Source organism: Pseudomonas sp. 3B-A001-10F, assembly GCF_056313565.1.
This window is the reverse complement of the sequence record NZ_JBQYFW010000045.1, coordinates 14866-37843: the sequence shown is the minus strand read 5'-3', so window position 1 is coordinate 37843 and position 22978 is coordinate 14866. Positions and strand designations below refer to the sequence as shown.

Below are 22978 nucleotides of genomic sequence, written 5' to 3'. Positions count from 1 at the left end.
GAGACTCAGCGTAGTTCAATATCCAATGGTGCGTAGTGCCCTGAGTTGACTCAGGTTGCAATCCAGTGCGCCGGCACTCATGCCGTTATTGTTCAATACGACGTTGAGTTGAGTCATGTTATTGACCACGTTGGCACTGCCCAGCAGACGGGTATTCTGCAGCAAGCCACCTTGGGCGACTTGTTGCAGGGCTGTGCCCTGATTGCCGGCGGCTTGAATGGCCATCTGTACGCCGCCACCGTTGGCCGAAACGGCCACGCTGCCCGCGGCATTGCTGCCGCCAATGGTTTGTCCGGCCATCAGTGCCTGCCCTTGAGTGGGCACCAGCGCGGGGGCCTGATTGGCTTCCGAAACGTTGATGGCTACATTGTTGTAGGCGGTATTGCTGTCGCCAGCGGCACGCACGCTCTGCGTCACGCCCTGGCTGCTGTTGAGGCCGGCGCCACCAGTGATCGTGCCGGTACCCGCAGGAAGGGGGCTGCCGTTGCCGTGCTCCTTGATCGTTTGCACATAAAATTCGGGTCTAACCGTTGCTGCCTGAAGTTGCATCGAGGTGGCTGCCCCGATCAAATCTCCGCTGGCATTGCGCCAGGTACTGCTCATGACAATGCCGAAGCTGATAATCCGCCCCGGCATGACATAACGACCACGCAGCTCGGCGAGCTCCTGGTCCTTGATCTCTATGGGTTTGAATCCTGCATTGGCGTAGCCCGATGCGCTCGCTGCCAGGCAGGCGGCGGCCAGCCAGTATGAGGTTTTCATCTGCTGCTCCCGGGACATCCAGTCCCATTTTCTATAATCGGCGATTAAAAGAAGTCGCTCTGAATGAACCCAAAATCCATCAATTCAGCATCTTTGACCGGGTTGAAACCGTCGAGCTTGTTCTTGGCCGTCAATGGCACCGGAGGGCTGCGCAAGGCGTTGGCCTTGTCATATCCGGGACCGACGATGGCGAAGACAATGCCGTTCCAGCCTTTGACAAAGTCATCATGTTTGTAGCGTTTATGGCCGAGAACCGGGTCTCCGATGTAAACCCAATCCTTGTCCGAACGCTGCAACACGACGAAATGCTTGTAGCCGCGAATTTCCATCAGTACCACCACCGGGATCGTTACCGCTTCGAGCTTTTCCGGTGGAATCTTGTAACCCCTGGCGCGCATGCCGATGCTTTCTATGTAGCGCTTCATGTCGAGCATGGAAAACCCTTGAGTACGAACAAGGTCCTGGTCAGCGTTGACCAGCATGCCTTTGATGATGTGCTCCTCATCGACGTCGAGCCAATAGGCCTGGCGTAATACCGTGGCGAGTGCAGCAGCGCCGCAGCTGAAATCGGTTTTCTGTTCGACGATGTCGGCAAACTTGCGCTCACGGATGCTCTGCACGTTTTTGTAGACGAGCGTGCCACCCGGCAGGGCAGCGACGGGCATCTGACCGGCCTGAGTCAGGCCACAGACGAAAAGCAGAGCGAGGAGAGCAGGCTTACGCATGATCGATACGCCTTTGCGGACTGAGGAAAAGCCCCGTTTCCGGGGCTTTCGTTTCGATCGCAGTTACAGGCAGGCTCTGCAGCCAGCAGCGATGGACAGCGAGTTGCTTTGTTGGTTGCCCACACCCGCCGAGACGTTGGCTCCGCCGTTGCCGGAGAAGTTGTTCATCGAGTTGGTCATGTTGGCGTTGTTGACCACTGGCGCTTTCCAGCCGTCTTTGGTCATGACTTGCTGAGTGGTTACGCCAGCGAGGCCAAAGGTACCCACGGCTTCGAACTTGGCTTTCTGGTCATCGTTGCCACCGTGACCGCCGCCACGATTGCCCCAACCGCCGTGATCATTATCGTCTTCGATGGTTGCAGTGCCTTTTGCCTTGAACACGCCGGCAGCGGCATAAGTGCCGGTGAGGGTGTCGGTTTTGTAGGTCTGCACGCCTTTGTTTTCTACAACCAGGCCAGTGGAAGACTGGTTGGCAGAAGCAGCAGCCTGAGCTACGCGGCCACCGGATACGGCGATCGCCAGGTTGTTTTTCTGCTGGTTGAAGTTGCCGGCAGTGACGTTGATGCCGATGTTGCCGGAACCATTGTTGCCTGCGTTGTTGAGCGTAGCGTTATTGAAGGTGGACGAGTTTTTCACATAGTTGTTGTTGTTGACTTGAGTGGCACTCGAAGCAGCAACAGCGTTACCGAAGATGAAGCTTTCGTCAGCGGTGGCCAGCGCAGCAGCGTTGTCCTGCTGGTTGCCGTCGCCGGCTGCAACGTTGGCGCCCATGTTGCCGTTGGAACCGTTGAGCGAATCACTGGCATTAGCGTTGTTCAGAGTGCCCTGGTTTTTCACCACGTTGCCGTCGCTGTCTTGCACGTCAAGCACAGCGGCACCGGCGCCTGCGGTGATTTGCAGCAGTTGTTCCAGGGTTGGGCCTTTAGGCTGGTTATTACCATGCCCGTTGCCGTGTCCGTTGCCGTGCCCATTACCATGATCGTCATCACGACCGCCTGCCTGTGCTGCGATTGCCATCACTGCTGCAAGTGCGAAAACCAGTGGTTTGAGAGCCATTGTAGGTTTCATGGTGTTTCTCCATCGTGCTTATTAGTTGGTTAAGTGTTGGTACTTTCTAATTGCACTGCTTTTGTTGTTTGGGTCAGTCAGCGACCCGGATGCTCAGGGTGTTAGCCATTCGGTTCCCCACCCCGGCACTCTGGTTCACCTGGATGACCCCTCGGCTGCCGGTGAAGGCCTGATCACTTGTCGTGACCTGGCGACTGCCGGGTGAGGTCCCAGTTGCTCCTGAGCTTGGTAAAAGCGCCACGTTCTGTTGTGAAAGGGCACTGTCGTCAACGCTCTGCGGGGCAGCACTGATGCTGACGCGCGTGACGTTGGCCATCTGGTTGTTGGCACCGGCGCCCTGGTTCACACCGAGGATCCCGTTGCCATTACTGAAAGAGGTGCCGCCAATGGATGCGCTGGCGTCGATGGAGCGCGAGGCCGGTGTGTCGATTTTCTGCATGACGCTGGTACTGGCGTGGGATTCGGTGCCGATTGCCACTGCCTTGACGTTGGTCTGCTGCATTTGATCGCCAGCCGCCTGGTTGACGTTGAAGTTGCCGCGATAATGGACGCCGGAGTCTTGAATATTGGCGTTGTTCACTGAAACGGGATCAGCAGCCATAACTGTGGTGCAACCGAGCAGGGCGAGCAGAAGGAGTGAGCGATTCATCTCATTGGCCTCCGGCCATGCGGGTCAGGGGGGCAAGGCCGGAACTCATGGCGCGGTTGATCGTGCCGGAAATCGCACCACCGGAACCGCCGCCGTGTCCTGCGCTCATGCCGGGCATGCCGTTGGGATTGGTGACGGTATTGAGGCCTGGCAGGTTGCTGCCGGCCTGGACATTGTTGACGGTGCGGAACGCGCTGCCGCTGGCGACACCGGCGAAGTCGCCATCGCTCAATTCGGTGCTGTTCATGGTGGAGTTGATGCGTGCGGACGGGTTGGCATTGACGGTGGTCGGGTAGGGGTCTTTGCCACCATTGCGACCGATAGGAATAGGCTGAACATCGCGGTTGAGGACGATGACGCCGTTGCCTTCCGCCTGCACGTTGAAGCTGATCAGCGTACTGGCTGCTGATCCGATCAGCAGAAGGCAGGTCAAACCTTTTTGGATATTCCCCACGGCTGCAATTCCTTCTTCAGTGGGCTGGCCCGAGTCAGCGTTGTGAAGGAGAGAGCGAAAGCTGTGCCGCTTTTTAAAAGTTTTTGAATTTCAATGAGTTGGCAAATAAACGCGCGCAGCTGAAACACAAGCTGTTTCAGCGTTGAAACACCCACGGCCGCGCCGAGCTGTCTATTGGCTGAGCAAAGCTCTGGAACAAGGGTTTGCGACGATGTGTTTCAACCACGTAACAACTCGGATGACAAAGCCATGAACAGCGCTGAAACGGGCACTCTGCACGTCAACGAGTGTTTCAGAATCGGACACTTTGTCCCCAAGACAGGGGAAAGTGCCGGGGAAGGTGACCCGTCGACCGGGTCATTCGACCAGTAATTGCTCGACGGCGGCAAAGGCCTGCACTTGGCGCTCGGCCCAATTGCCCTGGATGACCTGAAAGTGCTGGTGGTGGTTATCCAGCCAGTTCTGCGTGGCCTGGTAAAACACCAGACGCTCGTCCAGATCCGGTTGGCAGCGCTGACCGTCATCGGTCCAGTCGATCTGTTCCGGGGACAAAAGAAGGTGCAGGTCGTAATGCCGTGCCAACAGCTCGGTTTCCAGCCAGTCCGGACAGTCAGCAAACAGCGTCTGGCTCCACAGCATGTTGCTCAGCAGATGGGTGTCGAGAATCAGCAGTGACGGCTGTTGCGCCCGAGCCTCATCCTCCCATTGCAACTGGCCCCGAGCGATATCAGGGATGTCGGCCAGGCATGTATCGCGGGGATTGAGTTCGATAAACCGACGCACGTATTCATCCACCCGCAAGCCGCCAAAGCGTTGTTGCAGGCCCGCCGCCAGCCAGCTCTTGCCAGTGGATTCGGGGCCGGTCAGGACCACGACCTTCATGGGCGCAACGCCGGGTCGGCGCGCCATTCGCGATAGCCTTGCACCGCCAGCAGGGTGAATAGCCCGTACAGCGCAGCGGTCAGGTACAGCCCCTTATAGATGAACAAGCCGACAAAGATCACATCCAGCACAAACCACAGTGCCCAGCATTGCAGGCGTTTCTGTGCCATCCACAGTTGCGCCACCAGGCTGAAACCGGTCAGCGCGGCATCGAGCCACGGTTGCGCGGCGTCGGTCCAATGCGCCATGGCCGCGCCGAGCAAGACACTGCCGACCGCGCCAACGCTGAGGCCGAGCAACAGAGTGCGGCGATCGAGGCGAGTGACCTCGCGGCCGTCATGCATCGTCCCGGCGCGGGTCCATTGCCACCAGCCATAGACTTGCAGCGCGGCGTAGATCACTTGCAGCAACATGTCCGAATACAGCTTCACTTCAAAGAAGATCCAGCTATAGAGCAGCACCATGACCAGACCGATCGGCCAGCACCACGGATTCTGTTTGACCGTCAGCCACACGGCGATCACCCCGAGGGCGGCGGCAAACAGTTCAAGCCCGGACATGGGGGTTCCTTGGGGGAGTGAAAGAAGGGGGCGGATTGTACTGCATTGGGCTAGGTACTGATGATCGCTGTAGATCAAAAGCCCCTCACCCTAACCCTCCCGAAACGTCGGACCGCCCGTAGGGAGAGGGGACTGACCGAATTGGATGTTCGAGATACGCCGACCTGATCTTTCTGCGTTGAATCCATAATCGACTCGATTTTTCAGGTCGACGTATAGCTTGAGACACCTCGGTCGACCCCCTCTCCTCGGGGAGAGGGCCGGGGTGAGGGGGGGGCTCACTACAGTTACACGGGTCAGACGCGGAACTGGCGCAGGAGGGCGTTGAGTTGTTCGCTCAACTGGCCAAGCTTCAGGCTGGCCGCACTCGACTGTTCGGCAGCGATCGCCGTGCTATGCGAGAGGCCGGCCGCCTGAGTGACGTTCTGATTAATGTCCTCGACCACATGCGCCTGCTGCAACGTGGCACTGGCAATCGACGCGTTCAGGCCATTGAGATTACGCAGTGCCTGGCCAATCGCATTCAGACTCGCACCGGCCAACCCGGCTTGTTCGATGGTCAGTTGCGACGCCTTGCTGCTGTCGCCGATCACTTTCACAGCGGCTTCGGAATGGTTCTGCAGACGCTCGATCATCGACTGGATTTCCGCCGTCGACTTCTGCGTACGTTGCGCCAACAAGCGTACTTCATCCGCCACCACGGCAAACCCGCGACCTTGCTCACCGGCCCGCGCCGCTTCAATCGCGGCATTAAGCGCGAGCAGGTTGGTCTGTTCGGCAATCGAGCGAATCACTTCCAGCACGCTGCCGATCTGCGTACTTTCGGCGGCGAGGGTGCGGATCACCTCCACCGCTTGATCGATAGTGCCGGACAGTTTGTCGATCTGCTGCAAGCTGCCATCGATGTTGATCTGGCCCTGTTGCGCCTGCGCTTCGGCATCGCGCATTTCGGCGGCGGCGTGCTCGGCGTTCTTCGCCACGTCCTGCACGCCATAGGTCACCTCGTTGATCGCGGTGGCCACCAGTTCCATCTGCTGCGATTGCTGCTGGCTGCGTTGCTGCGCTTGCGAGGCGTCGTTGCCCAGTTCGCTGGACGACTGGCCCAGTGCACTGGCCGACACCTGCAGATCACCGATGACCCGGCGCAGCTTGGCGGTGAAGGCGTTGAAGTGATGCGCCAGCTCAGTGACTTCATCTTTACCGTGAGTATCGAGGCTGCGGGTCAGGTCGCTTTCACCGCTGGCGATGTTGGCCATGGCATTCACGGTTTCCTGCAGCGGGCGGACGATGCTGCGCGCGATGAGGATCACCAGCAGCGCCATGATCACGGCAATCGCCAGGCCGATGACCGTAGCCTTGATCACTTGGCCCTGGAATTCCGCCTGAACGTCGTCGACGTAAACCCCGGAGCCGAGCACCCAGCCCCACGGTTCGAACAGTTTGACGTAGGAGGTCTTGGCCACCGGCTCACTGGCGCCGGGTTTCGGCCAACGGTAGTCGACCATGCCGGCGCCTTTGGACCTGGCGATGGCGACCATTTCGTTGAACACCGCAAAACCGTCCGGATCGCGGATCGCCGAGAGGTTCTGGCCTTCGAGTTTCGGGTTGGTCGGGTGCATGACCATCACGGGCGTGAGGTCGTTGATCCAGAAGTAATCGCTCTGGTCGTAACGCAGGCCGCGAATTGCCGTCAGCGCCTGTTTCTGTGCAGCCTCTTTGCTCAGGGTGCCGGCGGTTTCGAGGTCGTGGTAATAGGTCAGCAGGCCGCTGGCGGTCTGCACGACGTGCTGGGTTTTCTGGGCTTTGGCATCGTAGAGATCGTCGTGGATCTGCTTGAGCATCAACACGCCCAAGGTCAGCAACATGACCACCGCCACAATCAAGATGAGCCACAAGCGTCGGCTGATCGACACACTGCGCAAGCTGTTCATAACGCTGTCACTCCGGATTCTTTTTCTTGTAATAAACGACCGCCAGCATCCAACCACGATTTCGTGAGCGGGCATACGCGACCCAAGTCGTATAACGCGGCAGCGCTAATAAGGCTTGTCTGTTAGGATTTCGGCCCCGCGCGTGAAAACCTGAATCCAAATTGATATTTCACGGAATTTTGACCGTTTCGTGTGGATCCTGTGCGTGCGGAATCGGTACAGCCATAAACAGCTACGCTGATCGCAGTGAACGCTAGAAAAATACTATCGGAGCATGCCGGCGCGCATCGCTCTTTGGGGGGATTGATGGATCTTTGGACGGCCTTGCAGGCACTGATACTAGGAGTTGTAGAAGGGCTGACGGAGTTTTTGCCCATTTCCAGTACCGGACACCAGATCATTGTTGCCGACTTGCTCGATTTCGGCGGCGAACGGGCCATGGCGTTCAATATCATCATCCAGCTCGGCGCGATCCTCGCGGTGGTCTGGGAGTTTCGCCGCAAGATTTTCGATGTGGTCATCGGTTTGCCGACGCAGCCCAGTGCCCGTCGTTTCACCGCTAACCTGCTGATCGCGTTTCTGCCCGCCGTGGTGCTGGGCGTAATCTTTGCCGACCTGATCCACGAATACCTGTTCAATCCGATTACCGTTGCGACCGCGTTGGTGGTGGGCGGCATCATCATGTTGTGGGCGGAAAAGCGTCAGCATGCAGTGCACGCCGAAACAGTCGACGAGATCACCTGGAAAGATGCCTTGAAGGTTGGTTTCGCTCAGTGTCTGGCGATGATTCCCGGCACTTCGCGTTCCGGCTCGACGATCATTGGCGGGTTGTTGTTCGGCCTGTCGCGCAAGACTGCCACCGAGTTTTCCTTCTTCCTCGCGATGCCGACCATGGTCGGTGCGGCGGTCTACTCAGGCTATAAGTATCGCCATCTGTTTGTGCCGGCGGACTTCCCGGTGTTTGCCATCGGCTTTGTCACCGCGTTCATCTTCGCCATGATCGCCGTGCGCGGTTTGCTCAAGTTTATTGCCAGCCACAGCTATGCGGCATTTGCCTGGTATCGGATCGTATTTGGTCTGGTCATTCTGGCGACGTGGCAGTTTGGCTGGATTGATTGGGCGGCGGCCAAGCCATGAGTGATTCCCGCGCACGCCGGCCCGAAGGGCGACCTTCGGGCGGCAACAACATCCAGCATATGAAGCTGAAACTGCTGGTTCTGCTGATCGTCTGCGCGTTGCCGCTGTTCGGCTCGGTGTCGATGTGGTTGCGTGGGATTTCGTTAGTGCCGCTGACGGCTTACGGTGTTGTGAGCGTGTTGGCGTTCTTCATGTACTGGGCAGACAAGCGCAAGGCGCGCGCCGATGCCTGGCGCACACCGGAGAACATCCTTCATGCCGTGGAACTGGCGGGCGGTTGGCCGGGTGCATTGATCGCCCAGCAGGTGTTCCGGCACAAGACGCGCAAGGTGTCGTTTCAGATTCTATTCTGGGTGATTGTCGTGTTGCACCAAGTGTTCTGGATCGACCAGCTGTTTCTCGGCTCGAACTTGCTGACGCTGTTCTGAATACACCGCAATTCCCTATGTAGGAGCTGCCGAAGGCTGCGATCTTTTTGATCTTGCTTTTAAAAGATCAAAGTCAAAAGATCGCAGCCTTCGGCAGCTCCTACACAGGGGGATCGGGTTTACAGCAATAATCCGATTTGGGTCTTTTTCGGCAACTTGCCCACCACCAGTTGATGCGAGCGCTGCAACAACCCGCGCAATTCCTCGGCGCCCAACGGGTAGGGCGGGTGCATGATGATCCACTGCGCCCGGGCCAGATAGGGCGCCGGATGAATGCCGGGACGGTCGCAATGGCCAAGAAACAAATCCTTGTCGACCTTGAACGCCAGCGAATCCCCACGCAGCCCCTGCAAGGCAAACATCTTGTTGCCGGCAATCGAAAACACTCGCACGCCGCCCCATTTGTAATCTTCCCGAGCGCCCGGCAATGCCAGGCAGAACGCCGCAACGTCGGCTTCGTTCATCTTTCCCTTGCTCATAACAACCGCTCCCCACAGGCATTGAACGACTCGACCAGATGATCGATCCATGCGCGCACCGCCGGCATCACCCCGCGTCGATGCGGATACACTGCTTGCAGCCAGCCGCCGGGTAGTGACCACTCCGGCAGCATCTGCACCAGCGTGCCGTTTTCCAGCTCCGCCTCGCAATACATCATCGGCAACAGGGTAAACCCCTGACCGGCGAGGACGCAGGCCTTGCGTACGACAAAATCATCGATGCCCAGGCGAGCCTCCATGTTCAGTTCGAAACTGTGGCCCTGCTGATCGAGCAGGCGCACATGCACCATACGATCGGCCTCCAGCGCACCCAGTACGGGCAGATGCTTCAGGTCTTGCGGATGGTTGATCGTCTTGCCCTGTAAAAACGCCGGGCTGGCCACCACGACCATCTGCGCCTGACGCAGGCGTCGGGTCACCAGCAGCGGATCTTCGTCACCGTGCTCACGCACGCGCAACGCGACATCAAAGCCTTCACCGACCAGATCGACCCGGCGATTGAGCAGTACGACTTCCAGTTGCACCTGGGGGAATTTGCCAAGGAAATCGCTGATCACCCACGGCAGCATTTCCCGGGCCAGACCTGTAGGGCAGGACACGCGCAGTCGCCCGCGCGGCTCGCTGGACATGCTCGCCACCGCCTCATCGGCCATTTCTGCTTCGAGAAGCATCGCCTGACAGTGGCGCAAGTAACGTTCGCCAACTGCAGTGAGATTGAGTTGCCGGGTGGTGCGTTGCAGCAGGCGCGCGCCGAGGCGTTCTTCCAGTTCGGCAATGCGCCGCGACAAGCGTGATTTGGGAATCCCGAGCAATCGCCCGGCCGCAGCAAAACCGCCGGCTTCGACGACTTTGGCGAAATAGTAGAGATCATTGAGGTCTTGCATCAGGGATATCCGACTGTTCTATCAGTGGGACAAACTATCGCATTTCAGGCGGCTAATCATCCATTGGTTTCTTGCGTAGGATTGTCTCCATTCCGTCGCCACCGGCGATTCCTTCCAGGAGATTCCACATGAAACTGCTGCATATCGATTCGAGCATTCTGGGCGACAACTCGGCTTCCCGTCAGTTGAGCAGCGAAGTCGTCAAAGCCTGGCAAGCCGCCGAGCCAAGCGCCGTGGTGACCTACCGCGACCTGGCCGCCGATGCCATCAGCCACTTCTCGTCGACTACCCTGGTGGCTGCCGGCACCACCGCTGAACTGCGTAACGCCGCACAACAGCACGAAGCCGAACTGAGTGCTTCGACCCTGGCCGAGTTCATCGCTGCGGACGCCGTTGTGATCGCGGCTCCGATGTACAACTTCACCGTACCGACCCAACTCAAGGCGTGGATCGACCGCGTTGCGGTCGCCGGTCAAACCTTCCGTTACACCGAAGCCGGCCCTGAAGGCCTGTGCGGCGGCAAGAAAGTGGTGATCGTTTCCACTTCCGGCGGCATTCATGCCGGTCAGGCCAGCGGCATCGCTCACGAAGAATATCTGAAGCTGGTGCTGGGCTTCCTTGGCATCACCGACATCGAAATCGTCCGTGCCGAAGGCCTGGCGTATGGCGACGAAGTGCGTAACAACGCCATGACCGCTGCACAAGCGAAGATCAGCGAGCAACTGTTCGCCGCCGCGTAAGGCTTGCGTAAAGAACAGCTGATGTTCAGGTAACACCCAAAAAACTCTGTATTCTGGTTCCGCAAGGGGCGAATACGGAGTTTTTTGTTTCTGACTGTTACATAATCTGGCCCGGGTTATGCAGTCACACAATCAGCGTCTGAGTGCATTGTCGTACCGGAACACTGAATCCCCGGGGTTTCAGGCCCGCAACGCAACGGAACTTTCGATTGAGTAACAACAGGGTGGGGCATCCCATGATGCGTCTTTGTGCAACGTTACTGATTTGCCTGCTCGGCAGCCTTAACACAGTGCATGCCGCGCCTGGGCGACACCCGGTCTGGAGCGTCGGTTATCACGAGATGACCTTCCTCGATCCGCTGGACCTGCAACCGATGCGCGCCATCGCCTTTTATCCTTCCAGCGATCGCGAACACCTGAGCCTGCTCGAGGGCTATTCGGTCGAAGCCGGCGAAGACACCAAAGTCGCCATCGGCCGTTTCCCGATGCTGATGCTCTCCCATGGCAACACCGGCACGCCGCTCGCACTGCACGACCTGGCGACCTCGCTGGCGCGCAAAGGCTTTGTCGTGGTGGCGGTGATTCACCCCGGCGACAACTCCAAAGACCACAGCCGACTCGGCACTCTGAGCAATCTCTACGGGCGACCGATCCAGATTTCCGAAGCCATCACCGCAACCTTGGGCGATCGCATGCTTGCGCCGTACGTCAATGCGGATCAAGTCGGGGTGATTGGTTATTCGGCGGGCGGCGAGACGGCATTGATCCTGTCCGGGGCGCAACCGGATCTCGATCGCCTGCGTCGGTATTGCCAAGAGCGCCCGGACGATCGTGATGCCTGTAACACCCAAGGTGAGTTGATCGTTGATCGGGATGATCTGCAACCGGTGGCCGATCCGCGCGTTCATGCGCTGTTGCTGATGGCGCCGCTGAGCCTCAAGTTCGGTCGTCACACCTTGGCTGACGTGCATGTGCCGGTGCTGCTCTACAGCGGTGATGGTGACAAGCTGGTGGCTTTCGACAAGAACGCCGCCGCTCTGGCGCGCAAACTGCCGACAGCGCCGGACTTCAAATTACTCGCCGGGGCAGGGCACTTCGTGTTTATGGCGCCGTGCAACGAAGAACAGATTCGCGCGATGCCGGCGTTGTGCACCGATGCTGATGGTGTTGATCGCGAAGACATTCACCGCAACCTGATCTCTGAGGCGGGACGGTTCTTCTCGCACACCTTGGGTAAACCGACCCGGGCCGGCATGCAGACCGCGGATCAATAATCCGATCCCCGCAGCACCGTAGCAACTGTGGGAGCGTCGATGATTCAGGAAATCGCCCGGCGCTGCAGCAGCAAGGTCAGCCCCAGCCCGATCACCGACAACAGCGCCGCACTGAAGAAAATCCACGAATACCCCAGATTCAACGCCACCGCACCCATCAACGGCCCGGCAATCGCCAGCGCCAGATCGAAGAACACTGCATAAGCGCCCAACCCGGATCCTCGGCTGGAACTGGGCACCTGCTTGATCGCCTCGACACCCAGCGCCGGGTACACCAGCGACAAACCAAACCCTGCCAGTCCGGCACCGATCAAGGCGAATGCGGTCGACGGCGCCAGCCACAACATCACCAAGCCCAAGGTTTCGATGGTCATGCAGGCGATAGCGGACCTGAACCCGCCAAACCGACTGATCGCCGAGATAAACATCAGCCGCGACAGGATGAAGCACACGCCAAACACCGTCAGGCAGTACGCCGCGCCGGTCCAGCCACGGTTGAGGTAATAGAGGGTGATGAAAGTGGTCAGGGTGCCGTAACCGATCGAGGCCAGGGTCAGACTGGCACCATACGGGGCGATCCTCCCGAACACCGCCCAAAACGGCAGGCGTTCGCCACGGATCACCGGCACCGAAGGCTTATTGCGAATCAGCACCAGCGCACCGGCCGCCAGCACGGCCAGCGCGATGCCGAGGCTGGTGAAGCCGTAATCGGCGACCATCACCACGCCCAGCGGCGCACCAATCGCAATCGCGCCATAGGAAGCGATGCCGTTCCAGCCGATGGATTTTGCCGTGTGTTCGACGCCGACCTGGCCCATGCACCAACTGATCGTACCGACACCGATCAAGCCCTGTGCGATGCCAAGCAGCAAGCGGCCGATGATCAGAATGATCAGGCTTGTCAGCGGCCAAGTCTGCAACAGGGTGGAGAGCAGCGTCAGCAAGCCACTGAGGAAAATTCCCCACAAGCCATAAATGATCGCCCGTTTCGTGCCGACCGTGTCCGACATGCGCCCGGCCATTGGCCGGCTGAGCAGGGTGGCCAGGTATTGCGAGCCAATCACCAGCCCGGCGATGACCGCGCTGAAACCCAGTTGCTCATGCACATAACCAGGCAACACCGCGATCGGCAGGCCGATGCAGAGGAACGCAATAAAGGTGTAGAACACGATGGAAACGATCTGCAGGGTGATCGCCATGGAGCTTTGCGGTGGCAGTTGCTGCGCAGGCATGAGGACTCGTTCGCGGGCGGCGGTGGGAGAGTTCGCATCATGGCTTGGGCTTGAGATAAAAGAAAGCAGGCTAACTATCTTTCCAGATTGATCGTTCCCACGCTCTGCGTGGTAACGCCGCCACGGACGCTCCGCGTCCCGCTCGTGTGACGCGGAGCGTCACGGGATGCAATTCCCACGCAGAGCGTGGGAACGATCAGAATCACTGCCCTGAAATGCAAAAAAGCCCCGTCACATGGACAGGGCTTTTCAGGTTGCAGCAGCGTTTTAGAACACAACGCCCTGACTACGCAGGTAGTCATCGTAAGTGCCGCTGAAGTCAGTCACGCCATCCGGGCTCAGCTCGATGATGCGTGTGGCCAGGGACGATACGAACTCACGGTCGTGGCTGACGAAGATCAGCGTGCCCGGGTAGTTTTCCAGCGCCAGGTTCAGCGCCTCGATCGATTCCATGTCCAAGTGGTTGGTCGGTTCGTCCATGATCAGCACGTTCGGCTTTTGCAGGATCAGCTTGCCGAACAGCATGCGACCTTGCTCACCACCGGAAATCACTTTGACCGACTTGAGGATTTCGTCGTTGGAGAACAGCATGCGCCCCAAAGTGCCGCGAATCATCTGTTCGCCCTGAGTCCACTGACCCATCCAGTCGAACAGGGTGACGTCGTCTTCGAAGTCGTGCGCGTGATCCTGAGCGTAGTAGCCCAGTTCGGCGGCGTCGGTCCACTTGATGCTGCCGGCGTCCGGGGTCAGTTCGTTGACCAGGGTGCGCAGCAGGGTGGTTTTGCCGATACCGTTCGGGCCGATGATCGCCACGCGCTCGCCGGCTTCAACCTGGAAGCTGAAGTCTTTGAACAGTGGTTTGCCGTCGAAGCCTTTGGCCATTTTTTCGACGATAACCGCCTGGCGGTGCAGCTTTTTGTTCTGATCGAAGCGAATGAACGGGCTCACGCGGCTCGAAGGCTTGACCTCGGCCAGTTGGATCTTGTCGATCGCCTTGGCGCGGGAAGTAGCCTGCTTGGCTTTCGAGGCGTTGGCCGAGAAGCGGCTGACGAACGATTGCAGCTCGGAAATCTGCGCTTTCTTCTTGGCGTTGTCCGACAGCAGTTGCTCGCGGGACTGGGTCGCCACGGTCATGTACTCGTCGTAATTGCCCGGGAACAGACGCAGCTCGCCGTAATCCAGGTCAGCCATGTGCGTGCACACGCTGTTCAGGAAGTGACGGTCGTGAGAGATGATGATCATCAGGCTGTTGCGCTGGGTCAGCACGTTTTCCAGCCAGCGAATGGTGTTGATGTCCAGGTGGTTGGTCGGTTCGTCGAGCAACAGCACTTCCGGATCGGAGAACAGCGCCTGCGCCAGCAATACGCGCAGTTTCCAGCCTGGCGAAACTTCGCTCATCGGGCCGAAGTGCTGCTCGATGCCGATGCCCAGGCCCAGCAACAGTTCGCCGGCACGGGATTCGGCGGTGTAACCGTCCATCTCGGCGAATTCGGTTTCCAGCTCGGCCACGGCCATGCCGTCTTCTTCGCTCATTTCCGGCAGCGAGTAGATGCGGTCGCGCTCGGCCTTGACCTTCCACAGCTCTTCGTGGCCCATGATCACGGTGTCGATCACGGTGAATTCTTCGTAGGCGAACTGGTCCTGGCGCAATTTACCCAGACGTACGTTCGGCTCGAGCATGACCTGACCGCCGGACGGGTCGAGGTCGCCGCCGAGGATTTTCATGAAGGTCGACTTGCCGCAACCGTTGGCGCCGATCAGGCCGTAGCGGTTGCCCGCGCCGAATTTGACCGAAACGTTTTCGAAGAGCGGCTTGGCGCCGAACTGCATCGTGATGTTAGCTGTAGAGATCAAGAGTTTTTCCTGCGAAGCATTCTGAGTAGCGAGGGTGCGGCTGGAGCGCTTGGCCCGAGTCAAAGTGCGCTGAAGCGGGGAAGTCCCGTCATCAACCAAGGGGGGCGCGTAAAGTTTGGCGGCGATTGTACTGGTCTGGCTCTTTAAACGATAGGGCGATCACGCCACGATCGCCGATTGGCACCTGCGCGGGACAGTTTTTCACAGATGAACGCTCACCTTTGGCGACAAACTGTGGCTAAAATGCCACCTTTCACCGAGCGTCCGGTTACGGCGCGGGCCAAGGACGTGCCATGTGTATTCAGACCACTGCATAAGACGCTGGGCCTCAGGCCGCCAGGCGCGCAGTTTGTTCACTTCTGACGTGTGACGATTTCCGTGAAACTCATCATTGCTGCTATTTATGTCATTTCCATTGCATACGTTCATCTGCGTGGGCGTGTGCGACACAAACTCGGTCGACAACTGAGCGACCATTCGACGTTTCTTGCGCCGATCAACTGCTTCCTTTATCTGTTCTCGAAAAAACCGAACAAGCCGTACCTGGACCCTAGCGAGTTTCCTGACTTGAGCCCGTTGCAGGCGCACTGGGAAGAAATCCGTGAGGAGGGGCAGAACCTGCTGCGTGCCGGCGAGATCAAGCGCTCCAACCAGTACGACGATGTCGGTTTCAACTCGTTCTTCAAAAGCGGCTGGAAGCGGTTTTATCTGAAGTGGTACGGCGAGAGCCATCCGTCGGCCATGAAGCTGTGCCCGCGCACCACCGAATTGGTGCAGAGCATTGGTTCGATCAAGGCCGCGATGTTTGCCGAGTTGCCCCCGGGTTCGAAACTGGTGCGTCACCGCGACCCGTATGCCGGTTCCTATCGCTATCACCTGGGCCTGGACACGCCGAACGATGCCGGCTGCTACATCAACGTCGACGGTGAGAACTACCATTGGCGCGATGGTGAAGCGGTGATGTTCGACGAGACGTTTATTCATTACGCCGAAAACACCACCGACAAGAACCGTATCATCCTGTTCTGCGATATTGAACGGCCGATGAAGTACCGCTGGGCCGCCGCGTTCAACGCCTGGTTCAGCCGCACGGTGATGTCGGCGGCGGGCGCACCGAACGATGCCAGCGACCGCACGGGCGGGATCAACCGCTTGTTTACCCGGATCTACAAGATTCGTCTGCGTGGCAAAGAGCTGAAAAAGCGCAATCGCAAGCGCTACTACATGGAAAAGTGGGCGATCTTCGGCGGTTTGCTCGCGGTATTCATTCTGATCTGAATTCAAGATAAACGCTGCTGACGCCATCGCGAGCAGGCTCACTCCTACATTTGAAATGCGATCCACTGTAGGAGTGAGCCTGCTCGCGATGACGGTATCAAGGGCAACCAATCACTATCAGGAAGCCTTCTTGGTCTTCTTCGCCGGCGCAGATTTCGCCGTTTTCTCTGCTTTCGCTTTCGGCTTCGCCACCGCTTTCCCGCCCAGACTGCGTTTGAGCAGCTCGGTCAAGTCGATCACATCAGCGGATTTGCGCTCTTCTTCGCCGCCCACCGTCTCAACATCCTCGATCTTGCCTTCATGGGCCTTTTTCTCGACCAGGGCCATGATCTTGTCTTCAAATTCATCCTTGTAGTCTTCGGGCTTCCAGTCGGCGCTCATGTCCTGCACCAGCCGTTTGGCCATGTCCAGTTCACCCTTGGCCAACTGCGGCTTGGTCACTTCGCTGCCCAGTTCCAACTCATCGAGACCGCGTACCTCCTGCGGCCAGCGCAGTTTCACCAGTACCAGCGCAGATTCCAGCGGCATTAACGCTGCGAGGTATTGGCGCGTATGCAAGACCACGCGGGCGAGGGCGACCTTGTTGGTTTTGCTCAGGGTTTCACGCAGTAACGCGTAGACCTTGCCACCGCGTTTGTCCGGCGCCAGATAGTAGGGCGTGTCGATGTTTTGCAGGGGAATCTGATCGGCGTCGACAAACGAGAATATGTCGATGGTCTGCGTTGAAACAGGGTGTGCCGAGCGGATCTCTTCTTCGCTGAGCACCACATATCGGCCTTTTTCGTAGGCCACACCTTTGACAATGTGTTCCTTGGTAACTTCTTTGCCGGTGACCTTGTTTACCCGTTTATAGCCAACGGGATCCATGCTGCGGCTGTCGAGCCAATCGAAATCCACGCCCTGCGACGAGGTCGCCGAGACCAGTGCGACAGGGATGTGCACCAGTCCAAAACTGATTGCGCCTTTCCAGATTGCCCGAGCCATGGTGAGTTCTCCGAGTGATGATCGGATGACCAGCGGCCACGACTGAAAGTTTCCCCGGGATGCGCGGGTTACCAGTCACTTGGTCAAGCCGTGTTACATGTTGTTTAAGCCTGACGGGTTAACAAATCCGAACCCTCGGCGTAGCGTGGACTCGAAGGCTCTATCCCAAGCCCATCGAGAGGCAGCGTCATGAACCGAATTCTGCTTGGCATCGTCGTCCTTGCCCTCAGTGGCGGGCTGGTTCATGCCGACGTGCTGTTGGCGCAAAGCCCCACTGGTAACAGCAATAACCCCTACAACAGCCCGATCCGCCGGGCCAATCCGAACAGCATGCAGGGCACTCAGCCCAGCGCTCCCCCCATTCGGGGGCCGAACACCGTACCAACGCCGCGCCAGCCTACGGTCGAGAACCGGGGCATTGGCAACGGCCAGCCGATCCGTTCGGTGCCGAGCACACCCCCCACGTTCATTCCCAACCCACCTTCGCGCGGCGGAGACAGCAATCGTTGAGCGGCAGGACTGAAGTTCTGTCGGCCCTTCAAACGAAAAAAGGAATCGTGCATGTTGCGTAAAACCCTTCTAGCCACACTGTGTGCTGGTGCGCTGATCAGTGCCCCGGCCTTTGCCGCCGCGCCCAAAGAGCTGCAAAGCGAACAAGGCACCCTCGAAGTCACGACCATCACCGCAGGCCTTGAGCATCCATGGGCGCTGGCGTTTCTGCCGGATCGCCAAGGCATGCTGGTCACTGAGCGTCCGGGCAATCTGCGCGTGGTGGCGGCAGACGGCACGCTGTCAGCACCGATCTCCGGTGTACCGCAGGTCTGGGCCAAGGGGCAGGGCGGGTTACTGGATGTCGCGCTGTCGCCGGACTTCAAACAGGATCGTCTGGTCTATCTGTCCTATGCCGAAGGCGGCGGAGCCGGCGACAAGGCTGGCACCGCCGTAGGACGCGGGCGGCTTGCGGATGACCTGAAGACGTTGAAGGACTTCAAAGTAATCTTCCGCCAGGAACCGAAGCTTTCGGTCGGCAATCACTTTGGCTCGCGGCTGGTGTTTGATCGCGACGGTTATCTGTTCATTACCTTGGGCGAGAACAACGACCGGCCGACTGCGCAGGATCTCGACAAGCTGCAAGGCAAGGTCGTGCGCATCTACCCCGACGGCAAGGTGCCGGACGACAACCCCTTTGTCGGCCAGTCCGGCGTTCGCCCGGAAATCTGGGCCTACGGCGTGCGCAATCCGCAGGGCGCGGCGCTCAATCCATGGACTGGCACGGTGTGGGAGAACGAGCACGGCCCGCGCGGTGGCGACGAAGTGAACATCATCGAACGCGGCAAGAACTATGGCTGGCCACTGGCGACCCACGGCATCAATTACTCGATGCAGCCGATTCCGGAAGCCCAGGGCAAAACGGCCGAAGGCACCGTCGCGCCGCATCATGTGTGGGAGAAATCGCCGGGCGTTACCGGTATGGCGTTTTACGATGCCGATCGTTTCAAGCCGTGGCAACACAATGCGTTTATCGGCGCGCTGGTGACTCAGGAACTGATCCGCTTGCAGTTCGATGGCGACAAGGTCGTGCATGAGGAGCGTTTGCTCGGCGAACTCAAGCAGCGGATTCGTGATGTGCGGCAAGGGCCGGATGGTTATCTGTATGTTTTGACGGATGAAGAGAACGGCTCGCTATACAAGATCGGCCTGAAGCCGACACCTTGACGGGTAGGCCCCTGTAGGGGCTGCCGCAGGCTGCGATCTTTTGATCTTCACAACAAAATCAAAAGAACGCAGCCTTCGGCAGCTCCTACATGTGTAGGCTTACGTTTCGCGGGAATACAACACCACCGCCGCACGCAATTTACCCCGGCCAAACCGGCACATCTTCTCGAACTCGCCATGACTCACCGGTACATGCTGGCAGTCCATGGGTTGGCGATGCTGGCTGTGATCGACATCCGGGTCATGCAGGTAAACGAAATCCTCGTCGCAATCGGTGACGATCACCCAATGCGGCGACTTCGAGCGGGTCAGTCGATAGCTGCTGATCAACACCATCGGCTGCCCGCCGGCATCCAGCAAACGCGGCAGATCCAGCGACGCACCGATCACACACTCGACATCTGTCTCCTGCAATTGCGCCGTAAACTCATCGTGGACCAAGCGCATGACGTCTTTTTTATGCGCATCCCGCACTCCATCGAGGAATAACGGCCCGCTCATGCTCAGCGCCATACGCACGCGAAACCCCCGACGCCACGCCGCCAATGCCAATCCCTGCGGGCTGCAACCGCCATGCCCGGAGGTCATGAACACCGTCGTCGCTTCCCGCCAGACTTGCAACTCTTCCCGACGCTCCAGCAAACGCTCCGACTGCAATGCGCCCATGGCCATCAACAGGCACGCCGGGCCACAGGTGAAATCGGTGGTTTGCGGGTAGTAAGGCACCTTGATGCTGCGCGAATCGCGGTGCTGGAGAATGCGTTTCTCCAGGCGCAACGCGTCGGCGTGGTCTTCGTAGTAATCATGGATCAGCGCAAAGCGCCGGTAGCCATTGCGTTCATACAGGGCAATGGCCGCAGGGTTGTCGATGCGCACCTCCAGCCGCAGATAGGCACAATCGTGCTCCAGCGCCATCGCTTCGATGCGTTGCAGCAGTTGCTTGCTCAGACCGGTTCCTCGCGCTTCAACGGCCAGTGCAATGGAATACAGCCGCGCGAGCGAAGTGCCGCGATGAAACAACACCAACGCATAACCCAACAATTGACCGTCGCACTCCGCCACCAGCAACTGCCCGTGAGCACGGGTGATCATCCACTGAAAGCTGCGACTGGTGAGCCGGTCTGTGGTGAAACATTGCATTTCCAGTGCCAGCAGCGCCGGCAAGTCTTCAACTACCGCCAAACGAAAAACAGCCTTCATATGACCACCGTAAAAGTTGCGTAACGAAACGAGACTTTCAAAAAACTTCGTGCTTAATAGAAAAGGTCTTGTTCTCCAACGGATCAATCTCTATGTCAGCGGTACAGGGTCATTGGCGCGAAGTATCCGAGCAAAGTTTGCCGGCGGCAACTTATTTAAGTTCGGCGATTAAGGCATCCAGCCAAGTGTTGATTATTGTCGAGCGCAAGGAAGACTGGGCTTCATATTTTCCCAGTGAAGACATCCTGACGGCTCAGGAATACCTCGAGCACAGCTGTGACAGCGAGCCGGGCAAGCGTGTGCAGGTGATCAATCTGTGCCGCAGCTACAAGTATCTCGGTCATGGCTACTACTGCTCACTGCTGGCCGAAGCGCGGGGGCACAAGGTGATTCCCTCTGTGCGCACCATCAGTGAACTGACGAAAAAATCACTGTATGGCCTAGCGCTGGATGACCTCGATAAAACGCTCGAGAAAGCCCTCAGTCATCATCTCTACAGTGATACCGAAGGGTTTACCCTGACCCTGTATTTCGGCCGGACACATATCGAACCGTTGCAGGATCTGGCGCGGCAATTGTTTGAAGTGTTTCCCTGCCCGATATTGTTAGTTGAGTTCCGTCGAACTAATGGTTGGCACATCGAAGGTATAAAGTCCGGCGCTCTGCACAAGTTGCGCGATGATCAGGAAGATCAGTTCGCCAACGCGCTGGACGGATTCAGCCGTAAAGTCTGGCGGGTGCCGCGCTCGCCGCAAGTGGCACGCTATGATCTGGCGATATTGCACGATCCGCAGGAGGCGTTGCCGCCATCCAACGCCAAGGCACTGGCGAATTTCGTCCGGGTCGGCAAAGGCATGGGCATCGACGTCGAACTGATTGAACGCAAGGATTACGCACGTCTGGCCGAGTACGACGGCTTGCTGATCCGCGAGACCACCAGCGTTGACAACCACACTTATCGCTTCGCCAAGAAGGCCGAAAGTGAAGGATTGGTGGTGATGGATGACCCGACGTCGATTCTGCGTTGCACCAACAAGGTCTACCTGACTGACTTGCTCAATAGCCATCAACTGGGCATGCCCGCCACCGAAATCCTCTACAAGGAGCGACCCGAAGACTTCGAGCGTGTGGGCGAGCGCCTCGGCTTTCCGCTGGTATTGAAGATCCCCGACGGCTGTTTTTCCCGTGGCGTGATCAAGGTCGAAAGCCAGCAGGCGTTGCTTGAGGCGACCGCCGAACTGTTCGAACACTCGGTGTTGCTGCTGGCGCAGGAGTTTTTCTACACCGAATACGATTGGCGCATTGGTGTGCTCAACCGCAAACCGATCTTCGCCTGCCAGTACTTTATGTCCAAGGGCCACTGGCAAATCTACAATCACAAAGCCAAGGGTCAGGACGTCAACGGCGAATGCCGGACCATGGCGATCCACGAGGCGCCGCGGGCGGTGGTGGAGCTGGCGGTGAAAACCGCAAACCTCATCGGCGACGGCCTCTACGGCGTCGATCTGAAACAGGCCGGCGACAAGGTGGTGGTGATCGAAGTCAACGACAACCCCAACCTCGACGCCGGTATCGAAGACGCCTATTTACACGACGATCTGTACGCACTGGTGCTGGAGGAGTTCGTGCGCCGCCTGGAGCTGAAGCGTCGCGGTCAGGCGTGGTGAGGCGCCGATGATCAACAGCTTCGCACTGAGCCACGGCGCCCTGCAGCGGGTCGAACGACTGGATGCCGAGGTGATGCTGTTCAGCAACCCCGATGCTGCCGAACGCGACTTGCTGCACAGTCATTTCAAGGTCGATGAGCATGCACTGGCGTCAGCGCTGGACCCGGACGAGGTGTCGCGCATCGAGTTCCATCCCGACCATTTGTTCCTTATCTGGAAACGCCCGGAAAACTATTCCGGCGGTGGCAGTCTGGCGTTTGAAGTGTCGTCCTGCGGGCTACTGTTCGCGCCCGGGCAACTGCTGGTGATCGCCACCGACGACACGCCGCTGCACGGCCTCGGTACCCGCCAGCCGTTGAACACGCCGCTGGATGTGTTGCTCGACTTGCTGTTCAACAACATCCATCACTACCTCGGGCACTTGAAGGTGATCAAACTGGTCGCCCGCGAACTGCAGCAGAAATTCAACGCCTCGATGCAGAACCAGCATCTGGTGCAGATGTTCAACCTCAGCGAAAGCCTGATCTATTACATCAACGCGTTGCACAGCAACGGCGCGGTCCTCACGCGCCTGCGCAATCATGCCGAGAAGCAGCATTTCGGCAGTGAAGCGCTTGGTCTGATTGACGACCTGATCATCGAGAACAACCAGTGCTACAAGCAGGCGGAAATCTACTCGACGGTGTTTTCCGGGCTGATCGATGCGCGTGGCAACCTGATGAACAACAGCATGAACAACCTGCTGCGCAAGCTGACGTTGATCAACGTGGTGTTTCTGCCGTTGAACCTGATTGCGAGTATTGGCGGCATGTCGGAATTCAGCATGATGACGGCAGGGACGCCGTGGTGGATTTCCTATCCGGCATTTCTGGCGGTGATGCTGATGGGGGCGGGGGGGATGTTGTTTGGGTTGCGGCGTTTGGCCAGATGATTTGTAGTGACTGATCGGACGTCTTCGCGAGCAGGCTCGCTCCCACAGTGGGAATGCATTTCAACAGGGTGGGAGCGAGCATGCTCGCGAAGAGGCCGGCACAGGCAAAGTAAAACTCAGGA

The 22978-nt window shown here is 58.5% G+C and carries 23 protein-coding genes; 9 read left to right on the top strand and 14 right to left on the bottom strand.

Going from position 1 to position 22978, the window contains the following annotated elements:
- Positions 1-15: 15 nt before the first annotated feature.
- From AC0ZWN_RS26795 to AC0ZWN_RS26760, 8 genes are all read right to left on the bottom strand, one after another.
- The gene (locus AC0ZWN_RS26795) at positions 16-762 is read right to left on the bottom strand and encodes a hypothetical protein (protein ID WP_095048859.1); all 747 of its coding nucleotides are present in this window, start codon (positions 760-762) and stop codon (positions 16-18) included.
- Positions 763-806: 44 nt separating this feature from the next.
- Entirely contained in the window at positions 807-1487 is a 681-nt protein-coding gene (locus tag AC0ZWN_RS26790) for a C39 family peptidase (RefSeq protein ID WP_095048860.1), read from the bottom strand.
- A gap of 63 nt (positions 1488-1550) precedes the next feature.
- Entirely contained in the window at positions 1551-2555 is a 1005-nt protein-coding gene (locus tag AC0ZWN_RS26785; protein WP_476337376.1) for a heme utilization protein, read from the bottom strand.
- Between the two features lie 73 nt (positions 2556-2628).
- Positions 2629-3204: an adhesin gene (locus AC0ZWN_RS26780; RefSeq protein ID WP_095048862.1), complete on the bottom strand. Its 576-nt coding sequence runs from the start codon at positions 3202-3204 to the stop codon at positions 2629-2631.
- A 1-nt stretch (position 3205) separates the two neighbouring features.
- Positions 3206-3658: a hypothetical protein gene (locus tag AC0ZWN_RS26775; RefSeq protein WP_038361181.1), complete on the bottom strand. Its 453-nt coding sequence runs from the start codon at positions 3656-3658 to the stop codon at positions 3206-3208.
- A gap of 357 nt (positions 3659-4015) precedes the next feature.
- Positions 4016-4540 carry an AAA family ATPase gene (locus AC0ZWN_RS26770; RefSeq protein ID WP_476337374.1) on the bottom strand — a complete coding sequence of 175 codons (525 nt, stop codon included), beginning with the start codon at positions 4538-4540 and terminating at the stop codon, positions 4016-4018.
- A complete protein-coding gene (pnuC, locus tag AC0ZWN_RS26765; protein ID WP_095048865.1) occupies positions 4537-5100 on the bottom strand; it encodes a nicotinamide riboside transporter PnuC in 564 nt (187 codons plus the stop codon). The genes AC0ZWN_RS26770 and pnuC overlap by 4 nt, the downstream gene beginning before the upstream one ends.
- A gap of 296 nt (positions 5101-5396) precedes the next feature.
- On the bottom strand, positions 5397-7031 hold the full coding sequence (locus AC0ZWN_RS26760) for a methyl-accepting chemotaxis protein (RefSeq protein WP_476337371.1): 1635 nt from the start codon (positions 7029-7031) through the stop codon (positions 5397-5399).
- A 306-nt stretch (positions 7032-7337) separates the two neighbouring features.
- Here AC0ZWN_RS26760 and AC0ZWN_RS26755 point away from each other — a divergent pair, with 306 nt between their 5' ends.
- Both AC0ZWN_RS26755 and AC0ZWN_RS26750 read left to right on the top strand, forming a co-directional pair.
- On the top strand, positions 7338-8168 hold the full coding sequence (locus tag AC0ZWN_RS26755) for an undecaprenyl-diphosphate phosphatase (RefSeq protein ID WP_186623302.1): 831 nt from the start codon (positions 7338-7340) through the stop codon (positions 8166-8168).
- On the top strand, positions 8165-8596 hold the full coding sequence (locus tag AC0ZWN_RS26750; protein WP_476337369.1) for a DUF1294 domain-containing protein: 432 nt from the start codon (positions 8165-8167) through the stop codon (positions 8594-8596). Before AC0ZWN_RS26755 ends, AC0ZWN_RS26750 begins: the two co-directional genes overlap by 4 nt.
- 119 nt (positions 8597-8715) lie before the next feature.
- Here AC0ZWN_RS26750 and AC0ZWN_RS26745 read toward each other — a convergent pair whose 3' ends face one another.
- The gene (locus tag AC0ZWN_RS26745) at positions 8716-9075 is read right to left on the bottom strand and encodes an MmcQ/YjbR family DNA-binding protein (protein ID WP_099759087.1); all 360 of its coding nucleotides are present in this window, start codon (positions 9073-9075) and stop codon (positions 8716-8718) included.
- The gene (locus AC0ZWN_RS26740) at positions 9072-9980 is read right to left on the bottom strand and encodes a LysR substrate-binding domain-containing protein (protein ID WP_093432790.1); all 909 of its coding nucleotides are present in this window, start codon (positions 9978-9980) and stop codon (positions 9072-9074) included. The genes AC0ZWN_RS26745 and AC0ZWN_RS26740 overlap by 4 nt, the downstream gene beginning before the upstream one ends.
- Positions 9981-10108: 128 nt before the next feature.
- On the opposite strand from AC0ZWN_RS26740, the gene AC0ZWN_RS26735 reads away from it, so the two are divergent.
- Positions 10109-10720 carry an FMN-dependent NADH-azoreductase gene (locus tag AC0ZWN_RS26735; protein ID WP_116030393.1) on the top strand — a complete coding sequence of 204 codons (612 nt, stop codon included), beginning with the start codon at positions 10109-10111 and terminating at the stop codon, positions 10718-10720.
- A gap of 236 nt (positions 10721-10956) precedes the next feature.
- Positions 10957-11994, top strand: a complete 1038-nt coding sequence (locus AC0ZWN_RS26730) for an alpha/beta hydrolase family protein (RefSeq protein WP_095048871.1) — start codon at positions 10957-10959, stop codon at positions 11992-11994.
- A gap of 44 nt (positions 11995-12038) precedes the next feature.
- Here the strand turns inward: AC0ZWN_RS26730 and AC0ZWN_RS26725 are convergent, their stop codons facing one another.
- Positions 12039-13226, bottom strand: a complete 1188-nt coding sequence (locus AC0ZWN_RS26725; RefSeq protein ID WP_476337365.1) for an MFS transporter — start codon at positions 13224-13226, stop codon at positions 12039-12041.
- 267 nt (positions 13227-13493) lie between these two features.
- Positions 13494-15080, bottom strand: a complete 1587-nt coding sequence (locus tag AC0ZWN_RS26720; RefSeq protein ID WP_007914779.1) for an ABC-F family ATPase — start codon at positions 15078-15080, stop codon at positions 13494-13496.
- A gap of 378 nt (positions 15081-15458) precedes the next feature.
- Here AC0ZWN_RS26720 and lpxO point away from each other — a divergent pair, with 378 nt between their 5' ends.
- Complete coding sequence (lpxO, locus tag AC0ZWN_RS26715; protein ID WP_099759425.1) at positions 15459-16358, top strand: lipid A hydroxylase LpxO; 900 nt, start codon at positions 15459-15461, stop codon at positions 16356-16358.
- A 117-nt stretch (positions 16359-16475) separates the two neighbouring features.
- On the opposite strand, the gene ku is transcribed toward lpxO, so the two are convergent.
- Positions 16476-17342 (bottom strand): non-homologous end joining protein Ku, encoded by an 867-nt coding sequence (gene ku / locus AC0ZWN_RS26710; RefSeq protein WP_476337362.1) that lies wholly within the window; start codon positions 17340-17342, stop codon positions 16476-16478.
- A gap of 189 nt (positions 17343-17531) precedes the next feature.
- On the opposite strand from ku, the gene AC0ZWN_RS26705 reads away from it, so the two are divergent.
- Positions 17532-17852, top strand: coding sequence for a hypothetical protein (locus AC0ZWN_RS26705; RefSeq protein WP_220556139.1), 321 nt, complete (start codon positions 17532-17534; stop codon positions 17850-17852).
- Positions 17853-17903: 51 nt separating this feature from the next.
- A complete protein-coding gene (locus AC0ZWN_RS26700) occupies positions 17904-19058 on the top strand; it encodes a PQQ-dependent sugar dehydrogenase (RefSeq protein ID WP_476337359.1) in 1155 nt (384 codons plus the stop codon).
- A gap of 99 nt (positions 19059-19157) precedes the next feature.
- Here the strand turns inward: AC0ZWN_RS26700 and AC0ZWN_RS26695 are convergent, their stop codons facing one another.
- On the bottom strand, positions 19158-20258 hold the full coding sequence (locus AC0ZWN_RS26695) for a peptidase C39 family protein (protein WP_476337357.1): 1101 nt from the start codon (positions 20256-20258) through the stop codon (positions 19158-19160).
- Positions 20259-20350: 92 nt separating this feature from the next.
- Between AC0ZWN_RS26695 and AC0ZWN_RS26690 the strand changes: the two genes are divergently transcribed.
- Together AC0ZWN_RS26690 and AC0ZWN_RS26685 are read left to right on the top strand one after the other, a co-directional pair.
- Positions 20351-21925 (top strand): RimK family protein, encoded by a 1575-nt coding sequence (locus tag AC0ZWN_RS26690; protein ID WP_095048880.1) that lies wholly within the window; start codon positions 20351-20353, stop codon positions 21923-21925.
- 7 nt (positions 21926-21932) lie between these two features.
- The gene (locus AC0ZWN_RS26685) at positions 21933-22856 is read left to right on the top strand and encodes a magnesium transporter CorA family protein (protein ID WP_116256207.1); all 924 of its coding nucleotides are present in this window, start codon (positions 21933-21935) and stop codon (positions 22854-22856) included.
- Positions 22857-22978 lie beyond the last annotated feature (122 nt).

Coding starts and splice junctions, on each gene's coding strand:
- AC0ZWN_RS26795 (WP_095048859.1), bottom strand. CDS start 762: ATGAAAACCTCATACTGGCTGGCCGCCGCCTGCCTGGCAGCGAGCGCA.
- AC0ZWN_RS26790 (WP_095048860.1), bottom strand. CDS start 1,487: ATGCGTAAGCCTGCTCTCCTCGCTCTGCTTTTCGTCTGTGGCCTGACT.
- AC0ZWN_RS26785 (WP_476337376.1), bottom strand. CDS start 2,555: ATGAAACCTACAATGGCTCTCAAACCACTGGTTTTCGCACTTGCAGCA.
- AC0ZWN_RS26780 (WP_095048862.1), bottom strand. CDS start 3,204: ATGAATCGCTCACTCCTTCTGCTCGCCCTGCTCGGTTGCACCACAGTT.
- AC0ZWN_RS26770 (WP_476337374.1), bottom strand. CDS start 4,540: ATGAAGGTCGTGGTCCTGACCGGCCCCGAATCCACTGGCAAGAGCTGG.
- pnuC (WP_095048865.1), bottom strand. CDS start 5,100: ATGTCCGGGCTTGAACTGTTTGCCGCCGCCCTCGGGGTGATCGCCGTG.
- AC0ZWN_RS26760 (WP_476337371.1), bottom strand. CDS start 7,031: ATGAACAGCTTGCGCAGTGTGTCGATCAGCCGACGCTTGTGGCTCATC.
- AC0ZWN_RS26755 (WP_186623302.1), top strand. CDS start 7,338: ATGGATCTTTGGACGGCCTTGCAGGCACTGATACTAGGAGTTGTAGAA.
- AC0ZWN_RS26750 (WP_476337369.1), top strand. CDS start 8,165: ATGAGTGATTCCCGCGCACGCCGGCCCGAAGGGCGACCTTCGGGCGGC.
- AC0ZWN_RS26745 (WP_099759087.1), bottom strand. CDS start 9,075: ATGAGCAAGGGAAAGATGAACGAAGCCGACGTTGCGGCGTTCTGCCTG.
- AC0ZWN_RS26740 (WP_093432790.1), bottom strand. CDS start 9,980: ATGCAAGACCTCAATGATCTCTACTATTTCGCCAAAGTCGTCGAAGCC.
- AC0ZWN_RS26735 (WP_116030393.1), top strand. CDS start 10,109: ATGAAACTGCTGCATATCGATTCGAGCATTCTGGGCGACAACTCGGCT.
- AC0ZWN_RS26730 (WP_095048871.1), top strand. CDS start 10,957: ATGATGCGTCTTTGTGCAACGTTACTGATTTGCCTGCTCGGCAGCCTT.
- AC0ZWN_RS26725 (WP_476337365.1), bottom strand. CDS start 13,226: ATGCCTGCGCAGCAACTGCCACCGCAAAGCTCCATGGCGATCACCCTG.
- ku (WP_476337362.1), bottom strand. CDS start 17,342: ATGGCTCGGGCAATCTGGAAAGGCGCAATCAGTTTTGGACTGGTGCAC.
- AC0ZWN_RS26705 (WP_220556139.1), top strand. CDS start 17,532: ATGAACCGAATTCTGCTTGGCATCGTCGTCCTTGCCCTCAGTGGCGGG.
- AC0ZWN_RS26700 (WP_476337359.1), top strand. CDS start 17,904: ATGTTGCGTAAAACCCTTCTAGCCACACTGTGTGCTGGTGCGCTGATC.
- AC0ZWN_RS26695 (WP_476337357.1), bottom strand. CDS start 20,258: ATGAAGGCTGTTTTTCGTTTGGCGGTAGTTGAAGACTTGCCGGCGCTG.
- AC0ZWN_RS26690 (WP_095048880.1), top strand. CDS start 20,351: ATGTCAGCGGTACAGGGTCATTGGCGCGAAGTATCCGAGCAAAGTTTG.
- AC0ZWN_RS26685 (WP_116256207.1), top strand. CDS start 21,933: ATGATCAACAGCTTCGCACTGAGCCACGGCGCCCTGCAGCGGGTCGAA.